The organism is Balneolaceae bacterium (assembly GCA_034521495.1).
Classification (GTDB): domain Bacteria; phylum Bacteroidota; class Rhodothermia; order Balneolales; family Balneolaceae; genus Rhodohalobacter.
This window is the reverse complement of record JAXHMK010000010.1, coordinates 570377-591454: the sequence shown is the minus strand read 5'-3', so window position 1 is coordinate 591454 and position 21078 is coordinate 570377. Positions and strand designations below refer to the sequence as shown.

Genomic DNA, 21078 nt, shown 5'->3' with positions numbered 1-21078 from the left:
AAACCTCATTAAAAGTAGGATTACTTAATGCTTTCAATTCTTCAAGGGTTAATCTTAGTGATTATCTGTCGATTTACCAGTTCCACACCATATCTCATTTAATTCTAAAAAGGATGTATCAAGAAGTAGACGGGGTACATTTCTTAGGTGAATCTCAAATGGAGGTATACTTCCAACTTGAAATCCTGTTATTTCCTCAACTTGTATTTGATTTGCCATTTTAAGTTTATTCCGAGAAACATCTAAAATTGTAGAGACCCTTCCAAAATCTACTTTTCTGTTAGCAGGCACGCCTATTAAAAATAATTTTTCATATAAATGACTTAAATCGCTTTTGTTGGAATTGTTTTTTGTCATAACCAATACAGATTTTACCATTGAACTTACATCTACATCTAAAACTTCTTTAACATCTGCCATTGTCTTTACCGGCTTATGTTCTTTTATTCTGGTTGTGGTATTTATGTTATGTTTATTTAATAAAGACAATACATTTGCATATCCTTTTAGCTTATTGTTAATCTTAGTTTTTCCACCTTTTTTACATACTGCAACAATATAAGGTCCAGCAGCAACATCTAAGTTAGTGGATAAAAGCTTATCAACATTAGTACATAACTCTCTAGCCTTTTCATTATTAAACAAACTTTGAGGAAAAAGAGCTGACAAAGTTGGAAATGTAGTTATTTCTAAAAGGTTATGTTCTCCAAAACTTTGACTAACCTTTTTTTGCTTCTGTTGGGGTATATGCCTTCGCTGCTATTCTAAACTTTTTATCTTCAAATTCAACTTCTAAACAATACTTCATTCTAGACAACTCTTGCTGCTAATGCAGGCTTCCATTCTAAATTTAGTTGGTTTACTAGAGCATCAGAATTATAAAAAGATAGCACAGTTATACCTCCGGGTATTAATACCCGTCTAATTTCTCTAAATAACTGTTCAATATGTTCTATAAAGCTACCCATTCCAAATGCTGTATTAATGAATGGTATAGAACTTTTTTTCCAAGGTAGCTCTCGATCCTCTATATCTAATACCTCTAAAAGAAACATTTCCAACATTATGTTTGATTTTATTTTTATTAGCATTTAAAATCATCAGAGAAAATTCGTACCCATACACCTGCTCGAAATGTTTAGAAAGAAAAAAGCTATCGCGACCCGTTCCACAACCTAAATCTAAAGCGATACTATTTATTTTCAGTTCATTGGAATATTTTTTTAAGACATCTAATTCATACTTCATGTAACTACCAAGTCGCAAAATTTGAAGCTTCATAGATCTCATCATATTTTTCTGCGGCTGCGGCTGAGAGTTAAGATGTTCTTCTTTTGCTGTTTTCCCAATTCCCATTTCTTCAAGTTTTATAGTAAAAATTTTTGTTAAATATATTTAGAATTTCAAAAGTAGCTATAACGGTCTGGCGGTTATAGCACAAACTCACAGATGTTTCTTCTACCTTTTTTTGTAGTATGGTTCTGTATATCTTTCTTCAAGATCCTTCATTTGTAAATGATGTAATGCAAACTTCGTATCGATTTCTTTTTCGCTGATTCTTTAATTCATATTTCTTGAATTATTCAAAGAAGTGACATTTGACTGGAGCGATCGAAGTTTATTTTTTCTCATGATTACAACTTCATGTGTAAAATTTGCGAGAGCTGATAATTCTTTGGTTGGTATGACTAAAATTCGCGTTACAGAAACATTGCCGTAGATATCCTTAAACCATGCAGCATGAGTATTCCATTTGAGCGGCTTCTGATTTAAAATCTGGTTATCTTCGAATCCACCTCACTTTACATTCAAAAATTATATATCTATTATTTGTACCACACAAAGGTTATCAGGTCCTGTTTTCTTTTTCTTGTAGGGTATTTCACTGATTAAACCAAGAGCCATTCCAAGTTCTTTAAGCGCGGATTCAAATTTCTCAGCAGGCATGCCAAAACTTAAATCTGCAAATAAACCATTTACTGCAATCATTAAATCAGAGTATGATTCGAATTGTTGAATCCATTTTTTAATATTTAGAATTCTATTTTGATCAATGAATTCAACTTTTTTGTAGCTGACTCCTTCCTTTGGTTTTAGCAATTGATGATTTCTTTCAAAAGCGCTTTTTAAAAAAATACTATTTGAATCAGATTTACTTGGAGTATAGTTGCTCTTGCCATCTGTTGTAAATCCCCATCCTTTTCATGGCTTTTGTACATTCTTTATAGACAATATCTTGAAACAATTCCGCAGATTTTTCTGAATTTCTGACATATAAATATTCCTCTGCTATTCTTTCTTTTTCAAGTATGTCATAAATATTATAATCTTTCGTAGAAGGTTTTAGCTCATTCATTTTTTCACTATAAAATGCTTTCCATCCTGAATCTCTTTTAATAATGGCTTGGTTTAATAAAAGAGCTTATCATTTTAAAGGATCTTCCTCATCCAAGTCATCAGTTGCTAATTCAGCAATCTCTAAACCTATATCAATTTGCTTTTTTGTTTGATCAGAAAAGTATTTATTTGTTTTTGAACTCCTTATAAATCGAATTAGATCATCAATTAAAGTCGCCACAGTAATATTTTCCCCTCTAACACTTCTTCCTAAACCTTGTTCAACTTTGAGCAGTTCAATGTAATCATGTCGCTATTTTTAAACGACAACTTTCTTCATATTTGTCTCAATAGTGAATTTAAATAAGGTTTTCATCAATTATTAAAATTCGACAATTTTCATCTGGTAAATCTAGCCAGTTCATATATCTAACCAAAACAGAGTGTTTCTAATTCCCTTGTGTTAAATGTTGTAATTTTTCAAAAATATCACCGGGCTTAGCGGCATTCCAAGTGCTTCATACTGTGAGGATAATGGAAAACTGGGTGTAATTGCTACTCTGCCAAATTTCAAATTTTCATTTTCTTTAGCCAATTTTGTGATAATTAAGTTTCTATCAAGCTCTTCACTAATTAAAGAAGGTATGAGTAGCATTTTTTCACCTGACCATAATCGTTTAGGATCTTCAAGTGGATTGAGTACAGAATTTTTTGAGAATGCCAATCCTTTAATGAAGAATGAATCATCTTGTGTTGTAGCTGACATTAAAACTCTATGATTTGCATGATGAAAAGTACCAAACCTTTCAATTGGCAAATGATATGGAGAAGTTTCAAGTTGATATCCTCAGATATGTAATTGTCGATTATGCAATGAATCTTCAATTAGAGGCCAAGTAAATAGGATTTCTCTTTCTTCTTTATATTTGGACAGTAATTGAAGCACTTCATCTTTTTTATCTTGAAAGCTCCAATAAGGCGCTGGGAGTTGAGATTCGTACTCTCCGTCTATTATTTCCAAATATGCTCCTTGTCCTATGCTCTTTAAGTCATCCTCAAATAATTGGCGAAATTTTTCAAATAATGAAATGATCTCGATTTATAGTTATGGTAAACGCACTTCTTATAGCATCAATACACGCATGAGAGTCATCTAAAATAATACTATCGCATGCGACATAATTATTATCTAATCCAAATTTCGTCTTACCATTGAATAACTTTTGTCGGTATAAGTGGTAAGGATTTTTTTATTTTACCCTCAATAAAATCATTTCGGAGTTCATTTATCCTCACCGATTATGCAATAAGGAATGCCAAAATTTATTGCTTCTAAACAGACTCGATTAGTTGAATAAATGTTGGGGCAAAACATAAAAGTAACATGGTTTTGAATTTTTATTTAATTGAGATTGGAGTATTAATAATCCAATAAGTGTTTTTCCTGAACCAGTGTGAAGTTTAATAACTAAATCGTCTACATCCCTTTTTTCTTCATGCCATTCTCTCAAAATAGTTTCTTGTATAGGTCTTAATGGCCCTGTAACACTTCTCCTATCTAATGAATCATATATTTCAAATGGATCAATTTTATTCTCTTCTTGTTTTTTCCCAGTTGTCTTTTTCTGAAATCTACCATTTCGTTTTTAAAGTTAATTTAATAAGATTTGAAAGCCAATTGGGAAGTCTGATTTCTTGTGCTATAACGGCCTTGCGCTTAAGGTGCACAGAGTTTAGCGTAAAAAATTATTGAAAGTCTACCAGTTTGACCATTGACTGGGCGAGAACCAAAACCAACGGCGAGGCTGTGTCACCCTTGAAGCGCTGGTTAGGCATAATCACAATTATGGGATATTATCTTCTATATCAAGGAATGCCATCCACGATTTATTTTCTTCCGAATTGCACTTTTTACAAGGTACTCGATATGTTCTCGAAATTGTGCTCTGACAACAATATATTTTTCGTCCATGCAATAGGTACATACGGGCCGCCATCTCCTAAATCTTTTCTTTGTTTTTGGAGACGTGCATCTTTGAAGGCTTTCACTCATTGTAGGAAGTTCACTTCGTTCGGTAAAAATTGATACCTCGAAAATGTTCATGTATATCAGTATCAGTAACAAAAGCTATATGGGCTTCCTCTTTATTTGAACCAGACGCAGCAGAGTTTAACAATCTATTGCTAAACTTTTCTAGCGGACAACATATTTTGAATTCCTCACAAAAGTATCTTCTTTGACAATCAAAAGTTTCTTTACGCGTATTCGTAGGAGGTAGTTGTCGAGAACACCAAATGCCTCTTTCAGTATAGTCTTGGTTGAGCATAGATGAACAAATTTTGCGTCTCGTCATCAATAGCTAATAGTGGAAGGTGTTCACCTTCAATCATCAGAAAATGGCCAGATTGAATATTCAAGCAATTTTTTAATATGTATTTTCGATCAGTTCCACAAAAACGCTTGTATGTTGCCAGTATCAATAGCAATAGGGTACAGTAATACGAGGTTGCTATTAAGTATATCTCGCTGTTTGAATTTAGAATACTATTTGATGATAGTATATCTTCTCTGGCAGCATCGATTTTTGACTTATATGCTTCATCAGGATTATATAATGCGTATACCCCATTAGTAACTTTTTCAGCAGTCTTAGGTGGGACTTGTTTTCCTAGCAGAATGAGCCACGCTCGAAATTTAGGCATTACAAGTAAACTGTAAAAAAGAGGGTAATTACCATCATAAATTTTTATACGTGGCTTCACTTTTTGGGCAGATTTTACTTTCAAGACCATTATTGCCCTTGAGTATTGGAAAGAGTGGATTTTCACCTAATAATTGTGGTTTATGTGTAGTTATTTCTCCTTTCAGTTCTTCATATATATTAGCAGCTGTAATCCAGCCACTACGTTCACTTTCTAATTTTTGACATGCTTTCAAGAAACAAGATGAAAAAATGCTCATCTCCATGTCTGGAGAGGCGGCTGCAATTTCAGACAGGAGCATCTGAAGAACACAAAACCGAAAGTCCGCGACCTGAACTGATAGTTTCTTCATGTTGTTCAAGAATATTCGCCCTTCCTTTATAAAATATCGTTCGTCCTGCTGCACCGCTGAAACAGCAATCCAGAATAAATAAGACGGATCCAATATCGATTTCTCTTATTACGCTTAGCAACTCACTAAAATGAGGCAGACGTTACAACAAGTTTTTCGGGATCAGGTATCACGAGTGCAAAGCTGAAGACGGCGTTGGTTATTGCGTCGTCCACGTCCAGAGAAGTAAATTAGGGCATGGTCTTTACGAGTCAAACTATGAAGAGAATTCCAAAGTTTTTCCTTTACTTCATGATGAGCAGGATTAGCTACTGTTGATACTTGAAATCCACACTTTGGCAAGACTGAGGAACTGCACTGATTCTGATGAGATCCTTTTTACATCGCGAGGAATCGGCGCTCAGCGTCGAATGATCTTGTTCATAAACAGAGAAGCATCTTGCCTCTCGCATTGATCGTTCTCCTTGAGGAATATATCTTTCAAAATAGACTCAACATGCTTAGCAGATCCCTTCAAGTGAATTATTTCTCCATCTTGTTTTTCAACGGTTACTTCTAAACCACGCTTAATATATGTATCAAGTACATTTGCTAGGCGAGTGATGAAACCATCCTTACCTACTGAAACTGCCAACGCCCCTCCTCCACTTACAAGTGCGATAATAATCATTGATATAGATATGGGATCACCCTCGTAAAAATGATTACTATTTTGTTCAGATTTTTCAATTTGATAATCAACATACTTGAACAAGTTGCTGTCAGCATGTCTTCTTTTAAGCTTGAATTAACATCGTCTATAAACTTTTTATCATTAGATTGTAGAAGGATTTTCATGGCATTATTTCATTCTTATTAAAGTTAATATGCCTAATATATTCTTGATGAACTTACTTCTTTTCGATAAACAACTCAACGATTGGCTTTAGATCAGAAAATCAAGGATTTTAGGCTAAAATGTTCAGATATGTGATTCAGATAAATATTTATTGAACATTGTTGAAAGACTCATTTTTTAAGCAATTCAAATATTTTATATCAAACAAAAAAAGCCATCCAGGAACAAACCCGGATGGCTTTTGAAATTCAATCGAATCAGGAATTCTATCCCAATAACTCTTTCAGTGTAACGCCAATTTCGGCGGGGCTTTCGGAGACGGTTACGCCGGCATCTTTCAGGGCTTGTTTCTTATCTGCGGCTGTTCCTTTTCCGCCGGAGATGATGGCGCCTGCGTGGCCCATTCGTCGCCCGGGAGGGGCGGTGCTTCCGGCAATAAAGGCTACAACCGGTTTGTCCACATTCTCTTTAATATAAGCTGCGGCTTCTTCCTCGGCAGATCCGCCAATCTCGCCAATCAGCACAATCGCTTCGGTATCGGGATCGTCCTGGAACAGTTTTACGGCATCGGTGTGGGTGGTTCCGATGACAGGGTCACCGCCAATTCCGATTGCTGTACTTTGTCCGAGTCCGGCTTTGGTCAACTGGTCTACCGCTTCATAGGTAAGCGTTCCGGAACGTGAGATCAACCCAACATTTCCGGGTGTAAAAATCATGCCGGGCATAATGCCAACTTTTGCCTCGCCGGGCGTAATCACGCCGGGGCAGTTCGGCCCAACCAATGTGGCCCCGTGATTCTTGCAAACCTGTTTCGCTTTCACCATATCCTGCACGGGAATTCCCTCCGTAATACAGATAATCACTTTAATTCCGGCAAGCGCGGATTCGATAATGGCATCGCCCGCAAATGGAGGCGGTACAAAAATAACAGACGTGTTCGCTTCCTCTTGGGTTACAGCTTCGGAAACGGTGTTAAAAACGGGTTTCTCGAGATGGGTTTGTCCGCCTTTTCCGGGCGTTACACCGCCAACTACATTCGTTCCGTATTCAATCATCTGGCCGGCATGGAACGTTCCCTCGCTGCCGGTAAAGCCTTGTACAATCAGGCGGGTTTCATTACCAACTAATACACTCATGAAACAGGTTAATTTCGTTTATTTTCTGGTTTTATTGATTCGGTTTGAATATACCATCATTGGGAATCATTGCCAAAGTGTGAGGGCTCGTTTCTGTGTTTATGGTTGATCGTAGTTTCTTGCCTTTTCTGAGTGGAGTGCGGAATGCGGTTTGGGGAATGGGGAGTTTTTCCTCACCCCACACTCCACCCTCCGCAAACCACATTCCTCATTCCGCATACAAAAGCTTTTGAATGAAAATGAGGCAAAGTACTTTATCAACGCTCCATTTTTCCCTATCATTTCCCTATGATAACAGACGATAAAAAAGAGGAAATTCGTGCGGCGGCGGACATCGTGGATGTGGTCGGCGATTATGTGAAGCTCAAGAAATCGGGCAGCGGATTTGTAGGGCTTTGTCCGTTTCATGATGAGAATACGCCTTCATTTCATGTAACACCTCGTCTTGGGATCTACAAATGTTTTGGATGCGGTGAAAGTGGTGACGTCTTTAACTTTGTGATGGAGATGGAGGGAATCGGATTTCCGGAATCACTCCGAACACTTGCCGAACGATATGGAATTGATATCCCCGATGACCACTCCGATGAGGATAGCGAAGCGACCAAAAAGCGGGAAGGTGTTCTGCATGCTCTGAAGTTTGCCGGATTGTTTTATCATCGCCAGTTGCTTGAATCTCCTGAGGCAGAAAAAGCGCGATCCTATCTCGAAAGCCGCGGTTATCCCACAAAAATCTGGAAGAATTTTGGGCTGGGATTTTCGCCAAGCGGATCTGCACTGTTGAAAGAGGCTCAAGAAGAGGGGATCAAAGAGGAATATTTGCTGGAAGCCGATCTGATCAAACCCAGCAATCGAGACGACGGTTATTTTGATTCATTTCGTGACCGATTGATGTTTCCGATCTTTAATCCATCGGGCAAACTGATCGCCTTTGCCGGGCGAATTCTGAATGAGAACAAGAAAACAGCGAAGTATATCAACTCCTCGCAGACGATTGTTTACAACAAGAGTGAAGTGGTGTATGGCGTCAATTTTGCGAAGAACGAGATTCGTAAAGAGGAGGAGGTAATCCTGGTTGAGGGGTACACGGATGTGATCACGATGCATCAGAAAGGAATCAAAAATGTGGTGGCATCGAGCGGAACTTCTCTAACGGCCGGGCAGATCAAAATTCTTCAGCGGTACGGAAACCGAATTGTGATGATTTATGATGCGGATACCGCCGGCCAAACTGCGATGGAACGCGGAATGAATATCGCACTGGAGCAGGGGATGGAGGTCAACCTAATGGAACTACCTGAGGGCGAAGATCCCGATTCGTTTGTGAAGCAGTATGGAAAAGAATCTTTCCTGGATTTCAAAAAGAAAAACGCGGAAGATTTCATCACATTCACCATTCACAAAGCGGAAAATGCCGGGCGGATGGAAAGTCCCGGAGATCGCTCTTCCGTCATCAAACAGATATTGGATAGTATAGCCCGAATTCCCGGGGAGCTGGACCGGCAGGTTTACGTTCAGCACCTGCATCAAAAAACACAGATGTATCGAAAAGGATCGGACCGGGAACTGTTCCAGCAGCTTGATATGATTCTCAATGAACGAAAAAAACAGAGACGATTTAAAAAGAGGAGGGAGGACTTTTCCAGGCAAAGAGATACAGAATCTTCCGTGCCGGTGCAGGATGAACAATCGGGTCAATCACCCAATCAACAAAAAGAAGTAAGCAATAGAAAACGTGCCCATTACGAGTTGGAGATCATCCGTCTTTTACTTCAATTCGGGGAGAATATGCGGCGTTTTATCGGGCACAATATTGGGGAAGATCATTTTGAAGATGAGCAAATACGTGGATTCTTTAGTGATATCATAGAGCGGCACGTAAATGAAGAGGAGATTAGTGTTGAGCATTATATGAACCGGGAAAATCCGTACCCGTCTTTGTTGGGAGATATCGTGGTGGACCGGCATTCCATCAGTGAGAAATTTGCAAAACGGACGGGAAGCGAATACCGAAAAGACAGAAACCCGATTCTTTCAGCAAAATCTGCCATGAAACCGTTGCGTTTATCGTACTGTGAAAGAAGGAAAGATGAGATATCCCGTATTATCGGACAGGCTTCAACGGAGGAGAAAGAGAAGTTGGTGAGGATGCTGAGCAAACTTCAAAAAGAGATTACGCGCATCAAAAAAACATCTGCTGACGATCTTTTTGATGATCCCGAATTCATAAAAGGCGGAAAAGTAGAGGCAAAGAAGAGTTTTGAATATCATATGAAAAGCAAGATAGAAAGGGAGTCAAAAAAGTAAACAGGCGATCTTTGACGAAGTTTTTTACAATCGACTGAACTTGAAACAATGTCTATCTGATGAATTCCGTCAGCTTTTTCTGACGAGATGAGGAAGGATCTTCTTTTTCTACTCTAACCTTTTGTCCACTCGATAGGAACCGTCGGTGAAGTGGAAAACAAATGATTGCTTCTGCAAAGCCTCGATTATTTATTTTTAAGGTTTTGATAAAACAACGATATATTTCATATCCATTTATCATCTAATACAATAAAATAGCAGATATGATTTCAGATCTTGACGTTGCAAAACAGGCAGCAAGAGAGGGTGTTCGTACCATCAGGGCGTATAAAGAAAAGGGGATTAATATTGAACAAAAAGGATTTCATGATCTGATTACAGATGCAGATATTGCTACTGAAAAAGCGATCATCGAGATAATCAAACAGTATTTTCCCGATGATGAGATTCTGGCCGAGGAATCCGCTGCGGAAGATCATTTAAGCGATTCACGAACATGGATCATAGATCCGATTGACGGAACCACTAACTTTGCACACGGTTTTCCAATCTACTGTGTATCTGTTGCGCTCTGGGAAAAGAAGGCTCCAAAAGTTGGAATTGTGATTGAAGTCAATCGTGATGAAGAGTTTACAGCAATTGCCGGAAAAGGAGCCTGGCTGAATGGGGAGAAGATTCATGTTTCCACAAAGAGCAATCACAAAAAAGCATTTGTAGGCACAGGGTTTCCTTATAATGATCTTTCGCTGGTTGATCCCTATTTAAAACTATTCCGAAAGCTGATGGAAGAACTTCAGGGAATACGCCGGCCAGGTTCTGCTGCATATGATCTTTGTTGTGTGGCTTGCGGCCGATTCGATGGATTTTATGAATATTCACTTCATATTTGGGATCTTGCAGCTGCAGCTCTCATCATTAAAGAAGCAGGCGGTGTTATAACCGATTGGAATGGAGGGGACCGATGGGCGTTTGGTCAGCGAATTGTGACCGGTAACGCTGAGATACACTCGTATCTTTTAAGCACTATTGAAGAGATGATTCCGGATGAGCAGAGAAGAGTAATCAATGCTTAGTTAAATCTTTTACTATGATTGGAAGGGAATATCTAACACTTTCACAACTATATGACCTATTAAGCAGCGAAAGGATAGGTTATGGTGTGTTGATATTTAGTATTGTCTTCTTTTTTTATATGAATCTTGTCTGGCTGATGTCCATCCTCTTAATTATGATTGCCATTCCATTCTCGCTCTATATGATGATAGTTTTGTATAAATATGATAAGAAGGGTTGGATATACGGGTTTTTAATTCTGATGGGGTTCTCATCTGTACCTCTTCTGTTTTTCCCGAACGATAATCTGCTGCTGATAGCATTTAAATTTGCGCCGCTGCTGGCTTTTGTATTGTACAATATGACACTGAAAATGAAAGTAGGGGAGTGGCTGATGGAAATGGATTTTGAAAGTAACATGACAGATCCACTGAATCATAAAACCAAATTGTAATATCTATGAACCATATTGGAATCAGACACGAGAACAAGTATAAATTTGAACGCAGAACTCCAATTATCCCGGAGCATGTTAGCGAACTGATTAGCAGGGGTATCTCAATTTCTGTTGAGCAGTCAGAGAAACGGGTATTTTCTGATCAGGAATACAAAGAAGCGGGAGCGGAAATCAGAGAAAATTTAACGGAAGCTGATCTGATATTTGGTGTGAAGGAGATGCCTGAGGATTACTTCGAGAAGAACAAAGCCTATCTATTTTTCTCTCATGTGATTAAAGGCCAGCCCTACAACATGCCGATGCTTAGAAATATCATCAACAGTGGAGCTACCCTTATCGACTATGAAAAAATTGAAGATCAGGATGGACAACGACTGATCTTTTTTGGCCGCTATGCGGGCCTTGCCGGTATGATCAACACGCTATGGGCAACGGGGCAGCGCTACAAAGAACGCGGGGTCCACTCACCGCTTGCCAACTTAAAACAAACATATCAATATGACTCGCTCGATGAAGCCAGAACAAGTATTAAGGATGTTGCTGAAAAGATAAACGTTCATGGACTGCCTGAAGAGATGAAACCACTGGTAATTGCAGTAACCGGTGATGGCAATGTTTCAAATGGGGCGATGGAAATTCTGGACCTTCTCCCGGGTCCCTATATATCAGCAGATGAGCTGAAAGATGGCGATTATGACCGGAACCAGGAGATCATAAAAGTGAATTTATTGGTTGAAGACTATATGGTACCGGAGAAAGATCGTCCGTTTGATCTTCAGCATTACATCAATTTTCCAGATCTCTACAGTTCAGCAATTGAAGACTATTTGCCAAATATAAATGTACTTGTAAATGGAATTTATTGGGATGAAAACTATCCAAGGCTTATTACAAAAGAGTGGCTATCAAAAATGGATCGGGAGGGAATACTGAATTTAGCAGTAATAGGAGACATTACCTGCGATATTAACGGTTCGGTGGAATGCACGGAAACGGCTACGGCTATAGAAGATCCGGTTTTTGTTTATGATCCTCTTGAGGACAGTTACGAAATGGGTTTTGAAGGCAGCGGCCTGGCGGTGATGGCCGTGGATATTCTTCCGAGCGAACTTCCCAGAGAAGCGTCCATCCACTTTAGTGAAGCTTTAAAACCTTATATCAAAAAAATGGCTGAGACCGATTTTTCTGTTTCATTCGAAGATCTGTCTCTTCCTGCACCGATTAAAAATGCAGTGGTTGTTCACCTCGGTAAACTCACTCCAAAATACAGCTATCTGGAAAACTACCTGGATATTTAATATGGATGTAATTCAAGCTTGCAATAAGGAATGGGTAAGTCTTATATTATTTAGAATTAATCCAAATTAATTCAGTACAAAAACAGACTATGGCTAACAAAACTATTTTAACCATCTTTTTAGGATTCTTTTTCCTGGTTTCCTGCTCGGAAAGTGAAGTTGTAAACATCTACTCAGCAAGACATTACGACACAGATCAGCATTTATATGATAACTTTACCGAACAAACCGGTATTGAAGTAAACTTAATTGAAGGTTCAAGTGACGAACTTATCGAACGTATAAATAACGAGGGCATTAACAGCCCTGCTGATGTTGTAATTACAGTTGATGCCGGCCGTTTATGGCGAGCGAAAGATGCGGGTGTACTTCAACCGTTCGAATCAGACTATTTGAGTGAGAATATCGATTCAGAAATGCGAGACCCTGAGGGGTACTGGGTAGGTCTTTCGAATCGTGTAAGAGGTATTGTTTACAATACAGAAGCTGTTGATACCGCAGATCTTGAAGGATATTGGGAACTTGCAGATGAACAGTGGGAAGGACGCATTTGTATTCGATCATCCAATAATATCTATAATCAATCACTTGTAGCCTCTCTGATTGAACGGCATGGTGAAGAAGCCACGGAAGAGTGGGCGACCAATTTTGTAAACAATTTTGCCCGATCTCCCCAGGGCGGAGATACCGATCAAATACGTGCAGCGGCGGCAGGGATTTGTGATGTAGCAATAGCAAATCACTACTACCTGGCTCGTTTGATGCAATCTGATACTGAAGAAGACCAGGAGGTGGCCTCAAAAGTGGCAATCTATTTCCCTCCTGAAGAACATGGCGGTGCTCACGTGAATATTAGCGGTGCAGGACTGGCTGCAAATTCACCTAACGAAACAAATGCTATTCGATTTATCGAATACCTGGCTACAGAAGAAGCACAGCAATACTATGCAATTGCAAATAACGAATTTCCGGTTTTAGAAGGGATGGAACTACCAGATGTGCTCGATCAATTTGGAGAGTTTGATACCGATGGAATAAATGTAGCTGCATATGGCAACAACAACCCAATAGCTATACGGGTAATGGACAGAGCCGGCTGGCAGTAATTAATCCATATAAGACATGGTATTTTTCGTGCTTGCAAAATATGTGCTGTTAATACAATAATTTGTGCAACAACAAAACTTATTAGGTATTCGAAAAAATACCATGTCTCAGCAGTGTCTCTATCCCAGTCCCAAGACATGGTATTTTTATTGCCTGTAAGAAGTTAAGTTATGGCAAAGATGTTATTGCTATTTTAAAATCGATTAATGGCTCCAAAAATACCATGTCTATCTTAATTAATTGGATGAGTGGACTTAGCAGTTAGCCAGTTAAAGCAATTTTACTCATACGGTGAATTCTACGACTACTCTTTCTCTTCTGATTTCCGGGTCTTCGCAATCGAGCGGCTCAGGATAAATACGGGTACCAGCCCGACTAAAATAATTGCCAGTGCTGCACCGGAAGATTCGGCGAGCCTTTCATCTGATGCCAATCTGTATACCTGCACAGCAAGTGTATCAAAATTAAACGGACGGACGATAATTGTGGCAGGCAGTTCTTTAATGACATCAACAATTACCAACATGATAGCCGCAAATAAGCTGCCTGACATGATAGGCATGTGAATTTTCCGGAGAATTTTTCCGAATCCGTACCCCATTCCCTCCGCAGCTTCATCCATACTTGGGGTAATCTTTCCAAGACTCGCCTCAACTGTATTGTAAGCAACAGCGAGAAACCGAACGACGTAAGCGAAGATCAGGGCAAAGATCGTTCCGCTCAGCAAAAGGCCCGTAGAAAGGCCAAATGTATCACGCATCCAGCTATCGAGAGTATTATCAACCCATCCAAACGGAATAAGAATACCGACAGCAATGACAGAACCGGGTATGGCATATCCCATAGAACCGATACGTGTAGCTGTTCTTGTGAGTAGATTCGGGTTGAGACGTGCGCCGTAAGCCATAACTAAAGCAACGGCCAGTGCTACAAATCCGGCAATGAGAGCAACCAAAACCGTATTAAAGCTAAATTCGAGGAATCTTGAATCGACAGCTACATCGAAATTGGCAATCATCATATCGGTAAGAATCAACGTAGGAAATAAAAATCCCACCAATACGGGAATGGTGCAAAAGATAGTACTTCCCCATGCTTTCCAACCTGTAAGACGATAAACAGAAAGGCTTTTGTACCGGCCGGTTGTCTCCTGTTTTAAACTCATACTATTTCTGCTTGTGCGTTCCAGCAATATCAGAAAGAGGATAAAAATGAGCAGGAAAGCCGCAAGTTGTGCAGCGGCAGCCCTTTCACCTAAACCAAACCAGGTTCGGTAGATTCCGGTTGTAAATGTTTGCACTCCGAAATAATCTACCGTTCCGAAATCATTCAGGGTTTCCATCAATGCCAGGGCCATTCCCGCTGAAATAGAGGGACGTGCCAGGGGCAGTGCAATCTTATAAAAACTCTGAAACGGAGATGCTCCGAGGCTTCGGCTGGCTTCCAGTAAAGAGTTGGACTGTTCCATGAAAGCGGCTCTTGTAATCAGGTACACATAGGGAAAGAAAACGAATGACATCATGATAATTGCACCACCGATGGATCGCACATCCGGGAAATAATAATCACCCAGGCCCCATCCGGTCAGGTCGCGGATCATGTTTTGAAGCGGTCCCGTGTAGGTTAGAAAATCAGTGTAGGTATATGCCATCAGGTAGGCGGGTACGGCCATGGGTAAAATCAACAACCAGTTAAACTGTTTGCTGCCCGGAAAGCGGCACATGGTTACCAGCCAGGCATTTCCAACTCCCAGGATAAATACGCCGGCCCCCACACCAACCATCAAAATTAAGGAGTTTTTTATGTAGTCGGGGAGAACAGTTGAGGCAAGATGCTGCCAGACATCTCCGCTTGGAACAAAGATATTTGCAGCAACAGTTAAAACCGGTACTGCAACCAGCAGTGCAATAAAAATAGTAGCAGCATTCCACCAGCCCGACTCCGATTTAATGGATCCCGGAGTTGGCCAGAATTCACTGTTCCGGGTCATCTCAAGAATATTTCGAATCATTTAAAAAAATCTTAAATCTTGAATTTCCATTCGGAAGGTTGTCGGTCGAACTCCTTTTTCAGTACGAGATTGGCAGCGTGGTAACCACACATTCCGTGAACGCCGCCGCCGGGTGGAGTAGAGGCAGAGCAAATATAAATGCCTTTTGCGGGAGTTGCATAAGGGTGTATGAGATTTACCGGTCGCGTAAATAGTTGTGTGATATCTTGTCTTCCTCCATTAATATCTCCGCCAATATAGTTGGCATTATAGTTTTGAAAATCCTGAGTGTTCATCATCACCTTTTCATCAATCACATCTTTAAAACCCGGAGCAAAGCGCTCAATCTGGTTTTCGATTGCGTTCGTCATATCAACCGTTGAGCCATTTGGGACATGGCAATACGCCCACAGCGTTTCTTTTTCATTTGGGGTTCGGGTATTATCAAACAAACTCTGTTGGGTTACAAGCACGTATGGGTTTTCGGGGTGCCCTCCTTCATCCATCTCTTTTTCTGATGCGGCAATTTCATCAAAAGTACCGCCAAGATGAACAGTTCCGGCTTTTCGGCATTCTGGATCTTTCCACGGAACAGGCTCGTTCAGAATGTAATCGATCTTAAAAACCCCGGATCCTTTTTTAAATTTACGAAGCTTTTGCTTGTAGGAGGATGGAAATTTATCACCAACAATATCAGAAACTTGCTGAGGAGACAGATCAAATAATATTGCTTTGGATGATGGAAGTTGGTTCAGAGATTTCACTGGAAATGCAGTTTCAATTTCACCTCCGAGTGATTCAAAATACCCGGCCATTGCATTTGCAATAGATTGTGATCCTCCCTCGGGCAGCGGCCATCCTCCGGTATGAGCTGTTCCAAAAAATACGAGAGCAATGGCGGTTGTGGCGATGGCATCCAGCGGAAGAATCGAGTGAGCAGCCATTCCGGCGAAAAGTGCTTTGGCTCGCTCCGTTTGAAATCGTTTTTGGAATAAAGTGGCGGGCTGTAATGCCTTCAGTCCAAAGAGTCCCATTTGGAGAGGATTGTTTGGAAACTTCAAGGGTCCCAGGAAATCTCTGCTTAAACTATCCCAGTTTTGCTCAATTGGCTCAACTATTTTTTGATAGAGAGTATTATCAGCTTCCAGGTGCAGCGCCGTTTTATATAGATCGTTGTACAAAGTAACAGCCGGTTCACTGTCAAGGGGATGAGCGGCTGGAATTTTAGGATGAATCCACTTCAGTCCATAATCATCAAGCGGTAACTGTTTCAGGAATGGGGCAGAGGCAGCCATGGGATGAATCGCAGAACAGACATCATGATAATAGCCTGGCCTGATTAGCTCTTTGGTGCGCATTCCTCCCCCAATAGTTCCGGCAGCCTCGAATATTTTTACTGAATATCCTTCAAGGGCGAGCCGAATTCCGGCCGCAAGACCGTTCGGGCCTGAACCTACAATAATCGCGTCATAAGATAAATTATTTGCTTCCAAGAGAGCTGTTTATTTCTTATCAGAACAGGGAAAAAGATACAAATGATTCATCAAAGCTGAAGTGTGTTTAATTTAAACTGAACATTAAAATATCTTAATAAATAACTTTATTTTAATATTAGAAATTTCTAATATTATGGCGTTGGCAAAAATTAAGGGATCATCAACTACATTAAATCCCTTCTCAAATTAATTAATTTAAAAATGAAGAAACTAAGTAGTATTCGTCAAATTGTAGCGATTATCGGTGTTGCAGTTCTTGTTGGACTGTCGGCATGTGATTCTCCGACTTCAAATAATATTGATAACTCAAAAGATAAAGTAGAGGGAACTGAAACTGCTTATAGCGCAGTAAAAAATGAAAAAATTAAAAACAATTACATTGTTGTATTTAAAGAGAATGTGGGTTCTGTAAAAAATTCAGCAAGTCAAATTGCTTCTTCTACAAATGGAAAAATTAAGTACTTGTATGAAAATGTTATTAAGGGTTTTGCTTTAGAGCTTCCAGAACAAGCCTCTTCAAATGTTTTAAATGCAATTCGAAACAATCCAAATGTTGATTATATCGAAAAGGATATGAAAGTCCAGGCATTTGAAAGTCAAACAAATGCAACCTGGGGTTTAGACCGTTCTGACCAGCGAAATTTACCTCTCGATGATGTTTATAACTACTCATCTACCGGAGAAAATATAACGGTATATATAGCTGATACCGGAATTAACTATTCGCATGAAGATTTTGGGGGTAGAGCTACATTGGGTTACGATGCTTTTGGAGGAGATGGTGAAGATTGTGATGGTCACGGTACTCATGTTTCAGGTACGGTGGGTGGTTCCCAATGGGGAATAGCAAAAAATATTGATTTAGTTTCAGTAAGAGTTCTTGACTGCAGCGGGAGTGGTAGTTTGAGTGGTGTTATAGCCGGAATAGACTGGATTACAGCAAATGCAGATGGACCTTCAGTAGTGAATATGAGCCTTGGTGGTGGAGCATCCTCCACATTGGATAGTGCCGTTGAAAATTCAATTGCTGCCGGAATTACATATGTAGTTGCAGCAGGGAATAGCGGAGATAATGCCTGCAACTACAGTCCGGCACGAGTGCCATCGGCAATTACTGTGGGATCATCCACAAGCTCGGATACACGGTCTTCATTCTCAAATTATGGAAGTTGTGTGGATCTTTTTGCGCCCGGCAGTGGTATTACCTCAGCATGGATTGGCAGCACAACAGCAACTAATACAATAAGTGGTACTTCAATGGCCTCTCCTCATGTTGCCGGAGCGGCTGCTCTCTATCTGTTTTCAAATTCAAGTGCAACACCATCGGAAGTTGAATCTTCATTGATTTCGTTTGCTACTCAGAACATAATTACAGACAGCAATACAGAAAATAACCACCTTCTTTATACAATTTTTGATGGATCCGGGGATGATGGAAGCGGTGAAAATTCATTACCAACGGCCGATTTTACATATACTGCTGATTATTTGGCTGTACAGTTTACTGATGCCAGTACTGATTCTGATGGATCAATTTCAAGTTGGTCCTGGGATTTTGGCGATGGAGCAACATCATCTTCTCAAAATCCATCGCATACATACAGCCAGGAAGGAAGCTACACAGTTTCTCTGACGGTAACCGATGACGCAGGAGATTCAGATTCGATTTCGAAAAATATAACCGTAAATGAACAAGTTGATGAAGCAGCGCCTGTAATCGATTCATTTAGTATAAATGCCTATAACACAGGCCCCTGGAACCGGGCAGATGTTTCCTGGTCAGTTTCTGATATTAATTCTAATCTTGCATCACTTAAAACCGAGTTATTAAACGGTACATCAGTTGTTGAGACTCTCTCCAGTTCCATAAGTGGAGAGACTGCTTCCGGACTTCATGAACACAGGACAAGAAATAGTGCAGATGCTGTTCGTCTTACTGTTACCGATTCCAATGGGAATAGTGTTTCATCAACAAAGAATCTTGATGGTTCAGACGGAGGCGATGATGGTGGAGATGGGGAAAATTCCTTACCGACAGCGGACTTTACATATAGTTCAGATTTCCTGAATGTACAATTTTCAGATCAAAGCACTGATTCAGATGGATCAATTTCCAGTTGGTCATGGGAATTCGGAGATGGGTCAACTTCCTCAACTCAAAATCCATCCTACACATACGGTCAGGCAGGAACCTATACTGTAACATTAACAGTAACGGATGATGCAGGAGACAGTGATTCAGTTTCAAGAACTGTAACTGTTGAGGAGGAAGACACAGGAGATCCATCTGAAATAACTCTGAATGCAAATGGATACAAAGAGAAAGGCAGATGGACAACAGATTTGACATGGAGTGGAGCTACATCAACCAATGTAGATATTTACAGAGATGGTTCGGTGATAACCACTACAAGCAATTCAGGATCATATACGGATAATACAAACTTTAGAGGCGGGGGATCACTTACATACCAAGTATGTGAATCGGGTACTACTACCTGCTCAAATGAAGTATTGGTTAGCTTTTAACTTAAAGATTAATATTACACTAATTTTTTAAAATGAGCCACTCTGATTAGTTCGGGGTGGTTCTTTTAATAGTGCTTAATACTGCTCAAACAAAAATGTCTTGTAGACTAACGTTATCTGTTTAGGGATCATTTACAAAGCTTCAATTACTAACTCACGAAAATAAGCCATTCTTACATTTCAATATAAATAACACATTAAACTGTTATTTAATCAAATACTGGAATTAATTCTTCCTCTCTATTACAAGTCGTTGTTGTTATTTATAGATCTGACAAGCATTCCGCATCGAAGATGACATCACTATGACTTGTTTAAATTCCAATTCGATGAATATCATATATTTTAAATGCGATCCTTACGATAAATAATACAACCTTCTTCTTTGAGATGAGTTATTTTATCTAATCTGAAAGGCATCAATACATATAAAAATTAACGGGAATTGTTTTCGTCGAAAAAAACTGAAAGCAGGGGCGTTGCCTTTTCGAAAGATAAATTTCCAAGTTTCATAAAAAAATCTCAGAGTAGATCATTGATTTAAAATCGTGCGAAATCCAAAATCTGTAAAATTTTGAATCATCAGAAGTTGCCTGTTTTGGGTTATGGATGACTTTTGCATAAACTGAGGAAATTTTAAAAACAGAACCGTCAAAAAATTCACTGATAAAGGCTGTTTAATTAAATGTTAGAATGAGCCAAAAACCTGAGGAAAAAAATACCGCGAAATCACAAAAAGCCTTTAGAAGCGAACATCAAATTCACAATTTCTTTAATCGGATATTACTTGTCATTTTAACGGTAGAATGGGCTTATCTTTTATATGAACAACAGTGGCTTTCTCTTTTCCTGGTAACATTAATTCTGTTTAGCCTTTTTGCTCCATTTCTATTTAAAAATAAAATGGATCTGGAACTCCCGGCCGAATTCCATTTTATGGCAGTACTTTTTGTGTTTGCTGCACTCTATCTTGGTGAGATTCAGGAATTTTATCGTCGTATCTGGTGGTGGGATATGGCACTCCATGCAACTGCCGGCCTCATGATGGGTATCGTGGGATTTTTGTTGGTATATATATTGAATGAAAGCAAGAAAGTTGAACTGCAAATGAGTTCGGCATTTATTGCTCTTTTTGCATTTATGTTTGCTGTATCAATCGGCACAGTCTGGGAAATCTTTGAATTTGCTATGGATCAGTTTCTCGGACTCAATATGCAGAAAGAGATGTTCGGGGATGCATCCGGGTTAACCGATACGATGTGGGATATGATTGTGAATGCAGCTGGAGCACTAATAATTTGTTTGAATGGATGGTGGTACCTAAAGAAAAAGCAGGATTTTTTTGTCAGGTCACTCATTCAAAAATTCATTGAAAGAAATCCGGCCTGGTTCCGCAAATAAATTTTAAAAATTTGCCACAACAGTTGCATTTAAAATTTCGATCTGATAGTTTCCCTCATCATGAAAAATAGTTT

The 21078-nt window shown here is 39.5% G+C and carries 18 protein-coding genes; 7 read left to right on the top strand and 11 right to left on the bottom strand.

Features of this window, described 5'->3' with window-relative positions:
- Positions 1-54: 54 nt before the first annotated feature.
- The 9 genes from U5K72_11455 to sucD form a co-directional block, all read right to left on the bottom strand.
- The gene (locus U5K72_11455) at positions 55-669 is read right to left on the bottom strand and encodes a YbaK/EbsC family protein (GenBank protein ID MDZ7719422.1); all 615 of its coding nucleotides are present in this window, start codon (positions 667-669) and stop codon (positions 55-57) included.
- Between the two features lie 312 nt (positions 670-981).
- A complete protein-coding gene (locus U5K72_11450; GenBank protein ID MDZ7719421.1) occupies positions 982-1356 on the bottom strand; it encodes a class I SAM-dependent methyltransferase in 375 nt (124 codons plus the stop codon).
- A gap of 459 nt (positions 1357-1815) precedes the next feature.
- Positions 1816-2100, bottom strand: coding sequence for a hypothetical protein (locus U5K72_11445; protein ID MDZ7719420.1), 285 nt, complete (start codon positions 2098-2100; stop codon positions 1816-1818).
- A 52-nt stretch (positions 2101-2152) separates the two neighbouring features.
- A complete protein-coding gene (locus U5K72_11440; GenBank protein MDZ7719419.1) occupies positions 2153-2356 on the bottom strand; it encodes a hypothetical protein in 204 nt (67 codons plus the stop codon).
- 69 nt (positions 2357-2425) lie between these two features.
- Positions 2426-2578, bottom strand: coding sequence for a hypothetical protein (locus tag U5K72_11435; GenBank protein ID MDZ7719418.1), 153 nt, complete (start codon positions 2576-2578; stop codon positions 2426-2428).
- Positions 2579-2800: 222 nt separating this feature from the next.
- On the bottom strand, positions 2801-3103 hold the full coding sequence (locus U5K72_11430; protein MDZ7719417.1) for a hypothetical protein: 303 nt from the start codon (positions 3101-3103) through the stop codon (positions 2801-2803).
- Between the two features lie 1971 nt (positions 3104-5074).
- A complete protein-coding gene (locus U5K72_11425) occupies positions 5075-5485 on the bottom strand; it encodes a hypothetical protein (GenBank protein MDZ7719416.1) in 411 nt (136 codons plus the stop codon).
- Positions 5486-5792: 307 nt separating this feature from the next.
- Complete coding sequence (locus U5K72_11420; GenBank protein MDZ7719415.1) at positions 5793-6146, bottom strand: hypothetical protein; 354 nt, start codon at positions 6144-6146, stop codon at positions 5793-5795.
- A gap of 350 nt (positions 6147-6496) precedes the next feature.
- Positions 6497-7366, bottom strand: coding sequence for a succinate--CoA ligase subunit alpha (gene sucD / locus U5K72_11415; GenBank protein ID MDZ7719414.1), 870 nt, complete (start codon positions 7364-7366; stop codon positions 6497-6499).
- Positions 7367-7654: 288 nt separating this feature from the next.
- On the opposite strand from sucD, the gene dnaG reads away from it, so the two are divergent.
- From dnaG to U5K72_11390, 5 genes are all read left to right on the top strand, one after another.
- Positions 7655-9673, top strand: a complete 2019-nt coding sequence (dnaG, locus tag U5K72_11410; GenBank protein ID MDZ7719413.1) for a DNA primase — start codon at positions 7655-7657, stop codon at positions 9671-9673.
- Between the two features lie 263 nt (positions 9674-9936).
- Complete coding sequence (locus U5K72_11405; GenBank protein ID MDZ7719412.1) at positions 9937-10746, top strand: inositol monophosphatase family protein; 810 nt, start codon at positions 9937-9939, stop codon at positions 10744-10746.
- A 14-nt stretch (positions 10747-10760) separates the two neighbouring features.
- The gene (locus tag U5K72_11400) at positions 10761-11180 is read left to right on the top strand and encodes a hypothetical protein (GenBank protein ID MDZ7719411.1); all 420 of its coding nucleotides are present in this window, start codon (positions 10761-10763) and stop codon (positions 11178-11180) included.
- A 5-nt stretch (positions 11181-11185) separates the two neighbouring features.
- Positions 11186-12481: a bifunctional lysine ketoglutarate reductase /saccharopine dehydrogenase family protein gene (locus U5K72_11395; GenBank protein ID MDZ7719410.1), complete on the top strand. Its 1296-nt coding sequence runs from the start codon at positions 11186-11188 to the stop codon at positions 12479-12481.
- Between the two features lie 89 nt (positions 12482-12570).
- The gene (locus U5K72_11390) at positions 12571-13587 is read left to right on the top strand and encodes a Fe(3+) ABC transporter substrate-binding protein (protein MDZ7719409.1); all 1017 of its coding nucleotides are present in this window, start codon (positions 12571-12573) and stop codon (positions 13585-13587) included.
- A 305-nt stretch (positions 13588-13892) separates the two neighbouring features.
- Here the strand turns inward: U5K72_11390 and U5K72_11385 are convergent, their stop codons facing one another.
- Both U5K72_11385 and U5K72_11380 read right to left on the bottom strand, forming a co-directional pair.
- Positions 13893-15599, bottom strand: coding sequence for an iron ABC transporter permease (locus tag U5K72_11385; GenBank protein MDZ7719408.1), 1707 nt, complete (start codon positions 15597-15599; stop codon positions 13893-13895).
- Positions 15600-15610: 11 nt separating this feature from the next.
- Entirely contained in the window at positions 15611-17071 is a 1461-nt protein-coding gene (locus tag U5K72_11380; protein MDZ7719407.1) for an NAD(P)/FAD-dependent oxidoreductase, read from the bottom strand.
- 204 nt (positions 17072-17275) lie between these two features.
- Between U5K72_11380 and U5K72_11375 the strand changes: the two genes are divergently transcribed.
- Both U5K72_11375 and U5K72_11370 read left to right on the top strand, forming a co-directional pair.
- Entirely contained in the window at positions 17276-19603 is a 2328-nt protein-coding gene (locus U5K72_11375) for a PKD domain-containing protein (protein ID MDZ7719406.1), read from the top strand.
- A 693-nt stretch (positions 19604-20296) separates the two neighbouring features.
- Positions 20297-21004 carry a hypothetical protein gene (locus U5K72_11370; protein MDZ7719405.1) on the top strand — a complete coding sequence of 236 codons (708 nt, stop codon included), beginning with the start codon at positions 20297-20299 and terminating at the stop codon, positions 21002-21004.
- Positions 21005-21078: the final 74 nt, after the last annotated feature.

Excerpts from the sequence above, each read along its gene's own strand:
- U5K72_11450 (MDZ7719421.1), bottom strand. The coding sequence starts at position 1,356 with ATGGGAATTGGGAAAACAGCAAAAGAAGAACATCTTAACTCTCAGCCG.
- U5K72_11440 (MDZ7719419.1), bottom strand. The coding sequence starts at position 2,356 with ATGAATGAGCTAAAACCTTCTACGAAAGATTATAATATTTATGACATA.
- U5K72_11430 (MDZ7719417.1), bottom strand. The coding sequence starts at position 3,103 with ATGTCAGCTACAACACAAGATGATTCATTCTTCATTAAAGGATTGGCA.
- sucD (MDZ7719414.1), bottom strand. The coding sequence starts at position 7,366 with ATGAGTGTATTAGTTGGTAATGAAACCCGCCTGATTGTACAAGGCTTT.
- dnaG (MDZ7719413.1), top strand. The coding sequence starts at position 7,655 with ATGATAACAGACGATAAAAAAGAGGAAATTCGTGCGGCGGCGGACATC.
- U5K72_11405 (MDZ7719412.1), top strand. The coding sequence starts at position 9,937 with ATGATTTCAGATCTTGACGTTGCAAAACAGGCAGCAAGAGAGGGTGTT.
- U5K72_11400 (MDZ7719411.1), top strand. The coding sequence starts at position 10,761 with ATGATTGGAAGGGAATATCTAACACTTTCACAACTATATGACCTATTA.
- U5K72_11395 (MDZ7719410.1), top strand. The coding sequence starts at position 11,186 with ATGAACCATATTGGAATCAGACACGAGAACAAGTATAAATTTGAACGC.
- U5K72_11390 (MDZ7719409.1), top strand. The coding sequence starts at position 12,571 with ATGGCTAACAAAACTATTTTAACCATCTTTTTAGGATTCTTTTTCCTG.
- U5K72_11385 (MDZ7719408.1), bottom strand. The coding sequence starts at position 15,599 with ATGATTCGAAATATTCTTGAGATGACCCGGAACAGTGAATTCTGGCCA.
- U5K72_11375 (MDZ7719406.1), top strand. The coding sequence starts at position 17,276 with ATGAAGAAACTAAGTAGTATTCGTCAAATTGTAGCGATTATCGGTGTT.
- U5K72_11370 (MDZ7719405.1), top strand. The coding sequence starts at position 20,297 with ATGAGCCAAAAACCTGAGGAAAAAAATACCGCGAAATCACAAAAAGCC.